Source organism: Nocardia sp. NPDC059180, from assembly GCF_042754945.1.
Lineage (GTDB): Bacteria > Actinomycetota > Actinomycetes > Mycobacteriales > Mycobacteriaceae > Nocardia.
Map to the genome: position 1 here is coordinate 479,641 of NZ_JBHZBU010000003.1, position 12,786 is coordinate 492,426.

The 12,786-nt window shown below is 68.5% G+C and carries 13 protein-coding genes; 7 read left to right on the forward strand and 6 right to left on the reverse strand.

The genetic code is table 11. From position 1 onward, the window contains the following. Genes ACFXNW_RS12580 through ACFXNW_RS12600 form a run of 5 tightly spaced genes read right to left on the reverse strand, consistent with a single transcriptional unit; the run spans position 1 to position 5,012 of the window. The gene (locus ACFXNW_RS12580) at positions 1–861 is read right to left on the reverse strand and encodes a 2-aminoethylphosphonate ABC transporter permease subunit (protein ID WP_379417763.1); all 861 of its coding nucleotides are present in this window, start codon (positions 859–861) and stop codon (positions 1–3) included. Next, positions 858–2,039, reverse strand: coding sequence for an ABC transporter ATP-binding protein (locus ACFXNW_RS12585; protein WP_379417764.1), 1,182 nt, complete (start codon positions 2,037–2,039; stop codon positions 858–860). Before ACFXNW_RS12585 ends, ACFXNW_RS12580 begins: the two co-directional genes overlap by 4 nt. A 24-nt stretch (positions 2,040–2,063) precedes the next feature. Next, positions 2,064–3,137: a 2-aminoethylphosphonate ABC transporter substrate-binding protein gene (locus ACFXNW_RS12590; RefSeq protein ID WP_379417765.1), complete on the reverse strand. Its 1,074-nt coding sequence runs from the start codon at positions 3,135–3,137 to the stop codon at positions 2,064–2,066. 58 nt (positions 3,138–3,195) lie between these two features. Next, complete coding sequence (locus ACFXNW_RS12595) at positions 3,196–3,876, reverse strand: phosphonatase-like hydrolase (protein WP_379417766.1); 681 nt, start codon at positions 3,874–3,876, stop codon at positions 3,196–3,198. An 8-nt stretch (positions 3,877–3,884) separates the two neighbouring features. Further along, a complete protein-coding gene (locus tag ACFXNW_RS12600) occupies positions 3,885–5,012 on the reverse strand; it encodes a TIGR03364 family FAD-dependent oxidoreductase (RefSeq protein ID WP_379417767.1) in 1,128 nt (375 codons plus the stop codon). A 156-nt stretch (positions 5,013–5,168) separates the two neighbouring features. Between ACFXNW_RS12600 and ACFXNW_RS12605 the strand changes: the two genes are divergently transcribed. The 7 genes from ACFXNW_RS12605 (at position 5,169) to ACFXNW_RS12635 (ending at position 11,649) form a co-directional block, all read left to right on the forward strand. Further along, the gene (locus tag ACFXNW_RS12605; protein ID WP_379418126.1) at positions 5,169–5,870 is read left to right on the forward strand and encodes a GntR family transcriptional regulator; all 702 of its coding nucleotides are present in this window, start codon (positions 5,169–5,171) and stop codon (positions 5,868–5,870) included. Positions 5,871–5,963: 93 nt separating this feature from the next. Continuing rightward, complete coding sequence (locus ACFXNW_RS12610) at positions 5,964–6,569, forward strand: TetR/AcrR family transcriptional regulator (protein ID WP_379417768.1); 606 nt, start codon at positions 5,964–5,966, stop codon at positions 6,567–6,569. Between the two features lie 81 nt (positions 6,570–6,650). After that, positions 6,651–7,544 carry an alpha/beta hydrolase gene (locus tag ACFXNW_RS12615; protein WP_379417769.1) on the forward strand — a complete coding sequence of 298 codons (894 nt, stop codon included), beginning with the start codon at positions 6,651–6,653 and terminating at the stop codon, positions 7,542–7,544. Positions 7,545–7,608: 64 nt separating this feature from the next. Then, entirely contained in the window at positions 7,609–8,097 is a 489-nt protein-coding gene (locus tag ACFXNW_RS12620) for a hypothetical protein (protein ID WP_379417770.1), read from the forward strand. Positions 8,098–8,193: 96 nt separating this feature from the next. Beyond that, the gene (gene map, locus ACFXNW_RS12625) at positions 8,194–9,057 is read left to right on the forward strand and encodes a type I methionyl aminopeptidase (protein ID WP_379417771.1); all 864 of its coding nucleotides are present in this window, start codon (positions 8,194–8,196) and stop codon (positions 9,055–9,057) included. A 142-nt stretch (positions 9,058–9,199) separates the two neighbouring features. After that, on the forward strand, positions 9,200–10,915 hold the full coding sequence (locus ACFXNW_RS12630) for a cobyric acid synthase (protein ID WP_379417772.1): 1,716 nt from the start codon (positions 9,200–9,202) through the stop codon (positions 10,913–10,915). A gap of 170 nt (positions 10,916–11,085) precedes the next feature. Then, a complete protein-coding gene (locus tag ACFXNW_RS12635) occupies positions 11,086–11,649 on the forward strand; it encodes an alpha/beta hydrolase (protein ID WP_379417773.1) in 564 nt (187 codons plus the stop codon). Here ACFXNW_RS12635 and ACFXNW_RS12640 read toward each other — a convergent pair. Next, complete coding sequence (locus tag ACFXNW_RS12640; protein WP_379417774.1) at positions 11,629–12,687, reverse strand: alpha/beta hydrolase; 1,059 nt, start codon at positions 12,685–12,687, stop codon at positions 11,629–11,631. The two genes, ACFXNW_RS12635 and ACFXNW_RS12640, sit on opposite strands and share 21 nt — an antisense overlap. Positions 12,688–12,786: the final 99 nt, after the last annotated feature.

Genomic DNA, 12,786 nt, shown 5'->3' on the forward strand with positions numbered 1-12,786 from the left:
TCAGCGCTCCTTCCTGGCCGAGCCGGTGACCTTGGCGAAGATCAGCCGGTAGCCGAGATACAAGGTCAGCGACAATGCGACCTGGACGGTGGCGAGCACGGCGGCGCCCGGCAGATCGAAGGTGACGATGCCGCGCGTGTAGATCAGCGCGGGCAGCGTGATCACCCCTTTCGCGCCGGTGAACAACACGATGCCGAACTCGTTGAGCGTCAACAGCAGAACCAGGCTGCCCCCCGCCGCGAGCGCGGGCCACGCCTCCGGAAGCACCACCTGACGCAGCACCCGCCACGGGCTCGCGCCCAGGCTCGCGGCGACGTCGAGTTGCTCGCGCGGCAGCTGTGCGAACGCGGCCAGCAGCGGACGCACCACGAACGGTGTGAAGAAGGTGATCTCGGCAAGGATGACGCCGGTCGGCGTGGTGAGGAAGTCGAGTGCGGGCCCGTCGCCTCCGGTGATCCGGCTGATCAGCGCATTGACCGCGCCCGCGGTGCCGTACAGGAAGGTGAAGGCGAGGGTGATCAGGAACGACGGCAACGTCAGGACGGTATCGATGAGGCGCCCCACCACCGTGGCACCGGGGAACGGCACGAAGGCCAGCACGATTGCCAGGAAGGTGCCGAGAATCAGGCATCCGATGGTCGAGCAGGCCGCGATAGATACCGTGCGCCACAAGGCGTCCCGGAAGGCAGCCGAACCGAGGACTTGTGACCAGGTGCCGGTGCCACGCCCATTCGGGGTGGCCGTCGATTCCGTCAGCACGCGGATGATCGGGTAGACCGCGATGACGAGTACGACCAGTACCGGCGGCAGTCCCCAGAGAATCGGTCGCCAGTTGCGTTGTGGTGCGGACTCCGCACTCATGGCCGGATCCCGTTGTCAGGGTCGAGAGAGGGCGGGATGAGGACACCTGCGGGGTCGGGGAGGTGCACCCCGACCACTGCATTGACCGCGGTCTCCGCATGCCCCGCAACGTCGGCGGTGAGCTCGCCGGGCAGCCCGTCGACGGTCAACCGTACCCTGGTGGAGGCGCCGCGCCATACCGCGCTCAGCACCGTCGCGCGCAGAGCACCTCGTTCGCTGGTCGCGCCGATGCGCACGGTGTGCGGCCGGATACACAGCAGCGCATCGGCATCCGGTGCCCATACCGGTCGCCCGACGCCGGGCTCCGGTGCTCGAGCCCGTAGCGTCCTGGTGCCCGCGGTGACCAGCGCACTGCCGCCGGACACCCGGTTGACGGTGCAGGGCACCAGATTCGCGCCACCGAGGAATGCCGCCGTGAAATCCGACGGCGGCCGCTGCCACAGGTTGGCTGCGGTGTCGATATCGACCAGGCGTGCCTCGCGCATCACCGCGATGCGATCGGCCAGCGCGAGCGCCTCGGTCTGGTCGTGGGTGACATACAGCATGGCCGTGTCCGGCAATGCCTGCCGAAGTTGTTGCAGCTCACCGAGCATGGATTGGCGCAGCTGCGCATCGAGCGCGGCGAGTGGTTCGTCCAGCAGCAGGACCGGCGGCCGGATGGCCAGCGCGCGTGCGATGGCCACCCGTTGCTGCTGGCCGCCGGACAGCTCACGCGGCAGCCGCGTGGCGTAGTCACCCATGCCGACCATCTGCAGCGCCTCGCCGACACGGGCATTGATCTCCCTTCGCGGCACCCGATGCGCTTTCAGGCCGAAGGCGACATTGCCGTGCACGGTCATATGCGGGAACAGCGCATAGGACTGGACGACGACGCCGATGCCGCGTTCGGCGGGCGAGAGCCCGGTGACCTCGCGCCCGGCCAACCGCACCGAGCCCGAGGTGGGCCGGACGAAACCGGCCAGGGCTTTGAGCGCGGTGGACTTGCCGGAGCCACTCGGCCCGAGCAGCGCGACGGTCTCGCCCGCCGCGACCCGTAGCGAGAAGTCGGCCAAGGCGACGGTTGCGGTGCGGCCGCGGCCGTAACTGACTCCCACCCGGTCGAACACGATCGCGGGTTCGGTCGCGGCGGAGCGGGTGGCGGTGGTGGCTGTGGTCGTCGGCGCGTCACCGGCGGACATATCGGCTCCTGTTGTCGCGGCGGGTCAGCTGCCGGTGGCCTGCTGGTAGGCGGCGATATCGCCGTCGAGTTCGGTCAGCACCGTGTTCCAGTTGACCGGCAGCACCTCGACGCCTGCCAGTAGGGTGCTCGGCGACGGCTCGGTACCTGTTGGCACCTCGCGCAATTCGGTGCGCGCAGGGACCGCGAACGCCTCCCGCGCCAAGGTCTGCTGCGCGGGCGTCGAGAGCAGAAACTCCATCAGTTGCTTGGCTTCGGCTTGGTGCGGTGCGGTCTTGCTCAGGCCCATGACGTACGGAACCGCGACCGTGGCGCGCTTACCGTCGGCCGATGCCGGGAAGAAGATGGAGAACTTCGAATCCTTCTCCGCGATGGTCGCCAGGTTCATCTGGATATCGCCGTTGGCGATGAGCAGTTCGGCCTTGTCGACCTTGGCTTGCAGCTTGCCGGTCGACGAGGACGGCCCGACATTGTTGGCCTGCAGCTTCGCCAGGTAGTCGAGTGCGCCCTGCTTGCCGAGCAACTGCTGCAGCAGGATCAGTACCGCGGTGCCGTCACCGGCCTGCCCGGGTGTCGAATACTGCAGCTTGCCCTTGAATTCCGGCTTCAGCAGGTCGTCCCAGGTCAGGCCCGCGGTGTCGACCGAGGGGTTGGCGATGAAGCACAGGTAGTTCTCGGCGAGGGTGACGTACTGGCCGTCCGGGTCCTTATCGCCCGCGGGCACCGCACCGGTGTCGATACCGCTGTCGGCGAGCAAGCCGGCGCTCTTCGCCTTCTGGATGAACGGCGGCAGGGTGACCAGCACGTCGGCTTGAGGGTTGTTCTGTTCCATATCGACGCGGTTGACCACCTCGCCGGAGCCTGCCTCGACCAGATTCACCGCGATACCGGTCTGCTCGGTGAACTCGGCGAAACGCTTGTCGTACCAACCGGCCATTCCGTCGGCGGAGTAGACGGTGACCGATCGACCGCCGGTGGCGTCTGCGCCGGTACCGCCACACGCCGCGGTGAACGCGACCGCGGTTGTCGCGGCGACCAGCAGGGCGGTCCTGGACAGGGTGCGTGCCAGGCCGCGGCCCGGTGTCTTCGAAGTACGCACGGTGACTGCAACTTTCGTTCTGGGAGCGAGTGAGGAGTCGAAGGGACGGGGGAGGGAATCAGTTCAGGACGAGGTCGGCGAATTCGCTGACCGACGGCACGATGTGGGTCGCGCCCGCCGCGCGCAATGCGTCCGCGTCATGGGCGCCGGTCAGCGTGCCCGCGACGATCCGGGCACCCGCGGCGAGACCGGTGGCGATATCGCTGGTGGTATCGCCGAGTACCGCGACCCGGTCGACGGCGTCGGCCCCGAGGTGCAGCAGCGCGGTGAGCACCAGGTCGGGGTAGGGGCGGCCGCGACCGGCGTCCGAGGGCGCCAGGGTCAGATCGGCGATATCGGTCCAGCCCAGCGCATTGAGCAGACGGTCCTGGGTGCCGCGGCTGAACCCGGTGGTGAGCGCGACCTTGACCCCGGCCGAGCGCAGCGACCGAATGGCGTCGGCGGCACCGGGAATGGGGGCGATATCGGAGTCGTCGATCAGGGCGTCGTAGGCGGTTTCGAAGGCGCGGTTGGCTTGTTGCGCCTTGTCCTCGTCGCCGAGCAGGGCGCGGAAAACGGCGATCTTCGACTGGCCCATGGTGTCGAGGACGTAGGTACGCGCGTGGTCGCGCTGCGGGCCGTCGGCGGGGATGCCTGCGGCGGTCGCGGCCTCCTCGAAGGCACGCAAAACCAGTCCGCCGTCGGCGACGGTGGTGCCGGCCATATCGAGGACGGCGAGCTGAATGGTGGTGTCGGGCATGGTCGTCCTCACAGGTTCAGCAGGTCGGCGGTTTCTTCGCCGAGCGCGGGTCCGAGGGTCATGCCGCGCCCACCAGGGCCGGTCACCACCCAGATGTGGTCGTCGGCACGGGCGCGGGTGACCAGCGCGTCGGGGTCGATGCTCTGGCTGTACACCCCGGCCCAGCGGCGCACGATCGGCGGCAGCTTGCGGCCGAGCAGTTCCTCGGTGACGGCGGTGAGGTGCTCATACGGTGCCTCGTCGACGTCGAAAGGGAACGGTTCGGTGTACTCGTGGGTGTCGCCGATGGTGAGGCCGCCGTGCAGGCGTTGTACGCACAGCAGCTGCATCTTGTGCTCGGCGGCAGTGGCGGTCTGGGACTGCTCGCGTGCGAGTGCCTCGACCTGTGGGCCGGCGAAGCCGGGGTAGTAGCGGAAGCTGTCGCCGTCGGCGATGGCCGTAGTGAGCGGTTCGCCCAGCGGGGCAGTCTGCATCATCTGCAAACGCACCCGGCGCACCGGCAGCTCGCCGACGAGATCGCGGGTGAGGCCGGTGTGCGCGGCGCCCGCGCACACCAGCACCAGATCGGCCTCGAACCGGCGGCCCTGGTCGTCGCGTACGACCGCGCCGCTGCCGGTGTTCTCGACCGCCCTGGCCTCGGTGCCCGCGTGGAAGGTGTATCGACCCGAACCCGCCATGTAGGCGCGCAGTGCGGGCAGCGCCTGACGGGACTCCACCGCGGCGTCGGTCGAACAATGCAGTCCCGCAAGGAACTTGCCGCGCAGGGCGGGCTCGAGTGCCTGTACCTGCTCCGGCTCGAGTAGTTCGAAGCCACGCTGCTCGGCGGTCGGCCCTGCGGCAGCGGCCTCCGCCACGGCGAGTTCGGCGGGTGTGCGGACCAGCGTCAGCGAACCGGCCGGGCGGAATCCGACGCCGGGGACCCGTCCGCCGATCTCCTCCCACAGTTGCCGCGACCGTAACGTCAGCTCCAACTCCGGCGCCGAGCGCCCGGATACCCAGACCAGGCCGAAATTGCGTACCGTGGCGCCGCGGGCTTCGGGCTCACGCTCCAGCTGCACGACCTCGTGACCGCGTCCGATCGCGGCCAGGGCGTGTGCGGTGCCGAGGATGCCGCCGCCGATGATGACCAATCGCATGAGCCCATGGTGCACATTGGTCTAGACCGATGGGTGTGGACGGAGCGAACGCTGGGTTAACAATTGGTATAGACCAATTGCGGGTACGCTGAGGGCATGGACACGACGGATGTGGTGGGGGCGGATACCCAGTGGCCCATGGCTTTTCCGAAGACAATGCCCACGGTGGTCGGCAAGGCATATCAGGTGCGCACCGAGATCGAGCGGATCCTCGACGATCTCGGCGAAGGTGATCCGGTCCCGTCCGAACGCGAACTCGCGACCCGCTTCGAGGTCGCCCGTGAAACGGTGCGGCAGGCGTTGCGCGACCTGCTGGTGGAGGGACGTATCCGCAGGCAGGGGCGTGGGACGGTGGTGTCGCGGCCGAAGATGGTGCAGCCGCTGGCCTTGCAGTCCTATACCGAGGCCGCGCTGAGCCTCGGCCGGGTGCCCGGTCGCCTGGTGGTCGGCTGGCGTGATGTGCCCGCCGACGCCGACACCGCGCGCGAGCTCGACATCGAAGCGGGCGCGCAGGTCATGCATCTGGAAAGAGTGCTGCTCGCCGACGGCGAACGCATCGGCCTGGAGAGCACCTTTCTCCCGTTGGACCGCTTCGCCGGTTTGCGCGGCAACTATGACCCGACGACCTCGTTGTATGCCGCGATCCGTGCCGCAGGCGTGGAATTCGCCTCGGCGACCGAGCGGATCGAAACCGTCCTCGCGTCTCCGCGTGAGGCCGCCTTGCTGGAATGCAGCACCGCGCTGCCGCTGATCCTGCTGAACCGACGCAGTGTCGATGACGCGAGTACGCCTATCGAGCGGGTGCGGTCGCTGTATCGAGGTGATCGCATCGCGTTCGAGGCGCGGTTGACCAGGTGATCCAGGGGTGGGGGCTCGCGCCGGGTCCGGGCCCGCCGTGCCGACCCGCGTGAGGTTGTTCGCTCGGCGAAACATGCTCGGTACGGTGAGCACATGCCCGAAACGACGTCGCCCCGAGTGGGCCGCCCGCGCGACCGTGACGTGGACGCGGCCTTGCTCGAGGCCACGGCGCGCCTGGTCGTGGAGCGCGGATACGGTGCCCTCACGCTGCAGGCGGTCGCGGATGAGGCGGAAACGAGCAGGCCAACGATTTATCGCCGGTACGCCGACCGCGCCGAACTCGTGATGGCCGTGCTGATCGATCGATTCGGGTTGCAGCCGGGTGGGCAGGACCTTGGCGGGCTCGAAGCCGAGATGCTGGCAATTCAGCAACACCAGCGGGAACTGTTCAACGAACCCGTGATGAGCAAGGCGCTGCCGGGGCTGCTGGCCGATCTGTCGAGCAACCCCGAGGCGGCGCGCCGATTCCAAGATCGTTTCCTGACGCCTCGGCGGGACTCCACCGCCTCCATCATGGATCGTGCGGTCGCTCGCGGGGAAATCGAGCCTGGCACGGATCCGGAATGGATCTGCGATCTGATCACCGGCCCGATGGTGATGCGGGCACTGATGCCATCGCTGGGTCCGATCGATGACGAGCTGGTGCGGCTGACCGTCCGGTCCGCGCTGGACGCGCTCGGATACCGCCGCGGACGCTGAGCTGAAGATGTGGTTGACGCCACATTTCTGACCCTCTACTCTCAATTACGTTACGGAATGTAATTGAATTGGAGGCGCAGTATGCGGGTCGATACGTCATTCCTCAGCAACGGCGTGGCCTTACGCGGCTGGCTGTACCGGCCCGAGACCAGCGCGCCAACCGGTGCGCCGCTGGTGGTCATGACGCACGGGTTCGCCGGGGTCAAGGAATGGGTGGCGCCATTCGCCGAGGTGCTCAGCGCCGCAGGCCTTGCCTGTCTGGTGTACGACCACCCCGGCTTCGGGACCTCCGACGGCGCGCCCCGTTACGAGGTGGACCCGAACGCCCAGATCGCGGGCTACCGCGATGCCATCACCTTCGCGCAGACCTTGGAAGGGATCGACCCGGATCGGATCGGGATCTGGGGTACCAGCTACGCCGGCGCGCATGTGCTGGTCGTCGCCGCCACCGACCGGCGGGTACGCGCCGTCGTTTCCCAGGTGCCGCTGACCGACGGCTGGTCCACCTTCAGTCGACTGGTTCCGCCGACCATGATGTCGACCATGCATGAGGCCATCGCCGCAGATCGGCTCGCCGTCGCGGCAGGCAAACCGCATCAGATGATCAAGGCAGCCTCCGACGACCCCACCGACATGGTCGCCATGCCGGGCCTCGAGGTCTACCAGTGGCTGATGGAGAACGGTCCGCAGGTCGCCACCTGGCGCAACGAGGTCACTCTGTCCAGTGTCGACAAATTCCAGTCCTATGCGCCGGAAGCGTTCGTGCGACGGGTGTCGCCGACCCCCTTGCTGATGATCGTCGCCGATCACGACACGCTCACCCCGACCGACATCGCCCTGACCAGCTATCACGAGGCGCTCGAGCCCAAACAGCTGGAACTCGTTCCCGGCGGACACTTCTCGGTGTACGGCGAACAGTTCGATCGGGCGGTCGGTGCGGCGCGTGCCTTCCTGTGTGCCCACCTGATCGGATGACCATGCCGACATCGGTGATCACCCGCCGTGGCCCGGCGGCCGAGCGTGCGATGGAGGTCGATCGATGACAGTACTGGCGTTGGCGATCGGTTCGGAGGTCCTCACGGCGGGCCGGGTGCGCTCCAGCGGCACCCACGCGATCCGGTACAAACGGCTGCCCGCCACGGCGGTGTGGTGGTCGTGCCGTGATCTGTTGCTCGATGTCGCCGGTGACGACGAGATCACCGCGGTCGGTATCGCCTGCGCCGGGCGGATCGGAGGCCCGGCCGGGACGGTCGTTTGGGCGGGAATCCCCGGGCGCTGCGGCGGATTCGGGATGGTCGCGGCGGTGCGGAAGATGTTTCCCGCCGCCGTGGTGCGGATGGGCACCGATGGGCTGTGTGAGGCGCTCGCGGCACAGCAGTCGCGCACCGGATGCGGCGAGGATCCGGTGCTCGCCGGAGCCGAGCTGCTCGCCCTGATCGCCGAGGAACGCTCGATCCTCAGCTGGCCACCCGAGCAGGATGACGGCCGCCGCGCGCTGCCTCGCGGGTTGTGCGGTCGGTACCGGTGATCGCGCGGGCGCAGAGCCGGCGCGTGGGCGTGACGACGAGCGCGGACACCGGTGGTGGCAGGCCCGCCGACGGGGTGGGCCGCTAGGGTGGACCCCATGTCCGTGCGCACCCGTCAGCCCCTTGTTCCCGGTACGCAATCGCCGATCCGGGAGGTTCCGCGCGCCATCGAGCGCCCGGAATACGCGTGGAAGAAGACCGTCGACGAGGGGCACGAGCCCTGGGTTCAGACGCCGGAGACGATCGAGAAGATGCGCGTCGCGGGGCGGATCGCGGCACAGGCGCTCGCGGAAGCGGGCAAGGCTGTCGCGCCCGGTGTGACCACCGATGAGCTGGACCGGATCGCGCACGAATATCTGTGCGACCACGGCGCCTACCCGTCGACGCTGGGCTACAAGGGGTTCCCGAAGTCGTGCTGCACCTCGCTGAACGAGGTCATCTGCCACGGCATCCCGGATTCGACCGTCATCGAAGACGGTGACATCGTCAATATCGACGTCACCGCCTACATCGACGGCGTCCACGGCGACACCAACAAAACCTACCTCGCCGGTGATGTCGACGAGGAGGTGCGGTTGCTGGTCGAGCGCACCGAAGAAGCCACCATGCGCGCCATCAAGGCGGTGCGGCCCGGACGCGCGCTCAATGTCATCGGGCGCGTCATCGAGTCCTACGCCAACCGGTTCGGCTACGGCGTCGTCCGCGATTTCACCGGTCACGGTGTCGGCCCGACCTTCCACAGCGGCTTGGTGATCCTGCATTACGACCAGCCGTCGGTGGATTCGGTGATCGAGCCGGGCATGACCTTCACCATCGAGCCGATGATCAACCTCGGCGGTATCGATTACGAGATCTGGGACGACGGCTGGACCGTGGTCACCAAGGACCGCAAGTGGACGGCCCAGTTCGAGCACACCCTGGTCGTCACCGACACCGGCGCGGAAATCCTGACGCTGCCGTGAACACGGCGGTCGGCACCCGGCCCGCGGCGCGCGGGTTGCGCTCTGCCGGCCGAGTCACGCGCCTCGCTCGTGAGCAGCATCGACGCGGTCTCCCTGCCATTGCTGCTCAGGGCAGGGTCCGCGGATCTTCTGCGGGCCGGGCATGAACGGCGCGCTGCTGGTCGCAGGCACGACCTCGGATGCGGGCAAGAGCGTCCTGGTGGCCGGGATCTGCCGGATGCTGGCCCGGCGTGGTGTGCGGGTGGCGCCGTTCAAAGCGCAGAACATGTCGAACAACTCGGTCGTCACCCTCGACGGCGGGGAGATCGGGCGTGCACAAGCCTTGCAGGCGCGGGCTTGCGGGCTCGAGCCCAGCGTGCGGTTCAATCCGGTGCTGCTCAAACCGGGCAGCGATCGGCGCTCCCAGCTCGTGGTGCGCGGACGGGCCGTCGATACCGTGGGGGCGGGCGACTATTTCCGGCATCGGCAATGGCTGCGCGGGGTCGTCGCCGACGAACTCGCCGCGCTGCGCACCGATTTCGATGTGGTGATCTGTGAAGGCGCCGGATCACCCGCCGAGATCAATCTGCGCGCCACCGATCTGGCGAATATGGGCCTGGCTCGCGCGGCCGGGCTTCCCGTGCTTGTCGTCGGCGATATCGATCGCGGTGGGGTGCTGGCCCATCTGTTCGGCACCCTGGCCATCCTGGAACCGGAAGACCAGCAACTGATCTCCGGATTCGTGATCAACAAATTCCGCGGTGATGTCGAACTGCTGCGCCCTGGACTCGATCAGCTCGACGCTCTCACCGGCCGCCCGACACTCGGCGTCATCCCCTACAGCGACGAGCTGTGGATCGACGCCGAGGATTCTCTCGGAACCGTCGCCGATGCTCCGGTCGGGCGCCCGCTTCCGCCGGTGGGCACCGAATGGCTGACCGTCGCCGCCATCCGGCTGCCCCGCATCTCCAACTCCACCGACGTGGAGGCGCTGGCCTGCGAACCCGGCGTCTCGGTGCGCTGGGTGACCGAGCCGTCGCGACTGACCGGCGCCGATCTGGTGGTGCTGCCCGGCAGTAAAGCAACCGTCGACGACCTGGGCTGGTTGCGGCGCACCGGATTGGCCGATGCGCTGATCGCCCGCGCGGCGGCGGGCGGGCCGATCCTGGGGATCTGCGGGGGGTATCAGATGCTGGGCGCCCACATTGCCGACGAGGTGGAATCGGCGGCGGGATCCGTCGCCGGTCTCGGCCTGCTCGACCTCGACGTCGAATTCGCCGAACCCAAGGTCTTGCGGCGCGTCGTCGGCGCCGACGGGGCAGGGATCGCGTTGCACGGGTACGAAATCCATCACGGCCGAGTGCGGCGCACCGGCGACCGGCACTGGCTTCGCCTCATGCCCGAGGACCGTCCAAGCCACGCCGCCGCGTCGCCCGAAGGTGTCAACGGCCCGTTGCCCGCTCACCATGGCGTTGCTGCGCCGGAAGGCTCAGCGGCGCCGGAGGCCCGCGCCACTGGCGCAGGATTCGGTTCCGGTACCGGGCCGAGCGCCCGCGACGGTGACCCCGAGCCGGGCGTACCGGAGGGCAGCAGGCGAGGGCCGGTCTGGGGTACCCATGTGCATGGACTGATGGAAGCCGACGAGTTCCGCCGGGCCTGGCTCACCGAGGTAGCTGCGGCGGCGGGGCGCACCGGATTCCGCGCCGCGTCCGGCACCTCGGTCGCAGCCGTTCGCCTCGCCCAACTCGATCTGCTCGCCGACCTCGTCGAGAACCACCTCGACGTGGACGCACTCGAAGCCTTGATCGCCACCGGAGCACCGGCGGGTCTGCCGATGGTCACGGCCGCCAGGATCGACGCGGTCGGCACCACTGGTTGATATACGCAAGTGCGCGGACGCACGGTGGGTGTGTATCGCCGAGCACCGCTGAGGCCGCCCGCCTCCCGACTGCGATCGGCATGCCGCGCTCATGCCCGAAATCAGCCCAGACCAGCGGTTTCGGCTGACAAGTCCCTACTGTTCGCGCCCGCGGTGTAGCGTCCTTCGGCATGAAGTCTCGGCGGATTGCGGTCGGCGACCGGGAATGGACGGTACGGGTCGACGGCCCGGAAACTCAGCACAGCGTATTGCTGCTACCCGATGCGGGGGACCCGCCCGACGTCTTCGATCGGGTGTGCGCGCGGCTGCACAATTCCGATCTGCGCACCATCGCGGTGGAGACGATCGATCGACTCGACACCACCGGCGTCTACGCCATCCTGGACGAGCTCGGGGTGCCCTGGGTGAACGTGGCGGGCCGCGGTGCCGGAGCGAGCGTCGCCTGGCAGGTGTGCGCCACCGGATTCGGGCGCTTCATCAGCTTGGTCGTCGCCGACCGCGGCCATCCCGCAGTACCGGATGCCGAGGGCGCGGTGCTCGACCCGGACTGCCGGGCCGTGGAGCTGCCGACCACGGTGCTGGTCACCAAGGCGCTGCCGCGCTCGGTGGCCGATACCTCCGGCCGCTACGTCTATGGGGAGTTCCGGGTGGTCGGCGTCGATGTCGACAATGTCGCGCTCGAGGCCGACCACGAATTGGCCACCGAGATCGTGCTACGCACCAGCCTCTGGTGAGGCGGCCAGGCTGCGGCGGTAGCTCACCAGCCAGTCCAGCCAGGCATCCAGTTCCGCGAACGCCTCGGCCAGCGGCTGCGGCGAGGACAGGAACACGTCGTGGCGCGCGCCATCGATCGGCACGATCGAGGTGCGATCACCCAGGCAGCCCGCCCAGCGCTGGATCTGCCTGACGTCGAGCACCGCGTCCGCCACGTCGACGGCGGGGCCGTATTTGCGGGCGAACTTCGTCAGCCGCGAACGCAACAGCAGCGACGGCACCCCGATATCGAGACCGGCGTGCAACTGCGCATGCCCGCGCCGGATCGCGCGCAGCCAGCCGAAGCGCACCGGGAAACCCTGCAGCGGTTTCCAGTCCAGGTTGTAATCCCATTCGCCGGACGCGGTGTGATGCAGGCTCGCGCCGTAGGCGTCGGTCTTGGCCAGCGGCAGCTCGTCCCTGGACCGGAAACGGCCGAGCGCGTGGATGAGCGGGGTGCCGACGGTGCGGTAGTAGGACGGGCCCTGCAGATCGAACCAGGGGCTGTTGAGCACCAGTCCGGTGATGCCAGCGGCCGCGGTGCCGCCGGCCCGGTTCAACCGGTCCAGCCACAGCGGCAGCACCAGACCACCCGTGGAATGCGCGACCAGCAGCACGTCGTTGCCGGATTCGGCGCGGACGATGCGCAGCGCCTCGTTCAGCTCGTCGTCGTAGAGCGCCAGATCGCTGACGTAGTGCGGTGTCTGCCCCTCACGCAGCGAACGACCGCATTTACGAAGGTCGAGGGCGTAGAAGCGGTGGCCGCGGGCGGCGAAATGCTCGGCCAGATGCTCCTGGAAGAAGTAGTCGGTGAAACCGTGGACGTAGAGCACCGCGCTCTCGGTGGTCGCCGTGCCGGTGGGGACGTGGCGCACCAGCGTGGCCACCGCCTCGCCTTCGCCGTCGGGATCCGGTCCGAAGTCGAGGGTGCGCTGCTCGTAGTCGGCGCCGAGGATATCGGGCTGCCAGTCGGCGGTCCGGGTCGTGGTGGCGGAGCCGACCGAGGTCTCGTGTGTCACCACCTCAATCTAAGCGACGCCCACCCGGCAGGCGAAGACCCGCCCATCGAGCGGGCGTAGCGACGCGCCGGGAGGAATCTTTGTCACATTCGGCAGGTT

Excerpts from the sequence above, each read along its gene's own strand:
- ACFXNW_RS12630 (WP_379417772.1), top strand. The coding sequence starts at position 9,200 with ATGAACGGCGCGCTGCTGGTCGCAGGCACGACCTCGGATGCGGGCAAG.
- ACFXNW_RS12620 (WP_379417770.1), top strand. The coding sequence starts at position 7,609 with ATGACAGTACTGGCGTTGGCGATCGGTTCGGAGGTCCTCACGGCGGGC.
- ACFXNW_RS12635 (WP_379417773.1), top strand. The coding sequence starts at position 11,086 with ATGAAGTCTCGGCGGATTGCGGTCGGCGACCGGGAATGGACGGTACGG.
- ACFXNW_RS12605 (WP_379418126.1), top strand. The coding sequence starts at position 5,169 with ATGCCCACGGTGGTCGGCAAGGCATATCAGGTGCGCACCGAGATCGAG.
- ACFXNW_RS12610 (WP_379417768.1), top strand. The coding sequence starts at position 5,964 with ATGCCCGAAACGACGTCGCCCCGAGTGGGCCGCCCGCGCGACCGTGAC.
- map (WP_379417771.1), top strand. The coding sequence starts at position 8,194 with ATGTCCGTGCGCACCCGTCAGCCCCTTGTTCCCGGTACGCAATCGCCG.
- ACFXNW_RS12585 (WP_379417764.1), bottom strand. The coding sequence starts at position 2,039 with ATGTCCGCCGGTGACGCGCCGACGACCACAGCCACCACCGCCACCCGC.
- ACFXNW_RS12615 (WP_379417769.1), top strand. The coding sequence starts at position 6,651 with ATGCGGGTCGATACGTCATTCCTCAGCAACGGCGTGGCCTTACGCGGC.
- ACFXNW_RS12580 (WP_379417763.1), bottom strand. The coding sequence starts at position 861 with ATGAGTGCGGAGTCCGCACCACAACGCAACTGGCGACCGATTCTCTGG.
- ACFXNW_RS12600 (WP_379417767.1), bottom strand. The coding sequence starts at position 5,012 with ATGCGATTGGTCATCATCGGCGGCGGCATCCTCGGCACCGCACACGCC.
- ACFXNW_RS12595 (WP_379417766.1), bottom strand. The coding sequence starts at position 3,876 with ATGCCCGACACCACCATTCAGCTCGCCGTCCTCGATATGGCCGGCACC.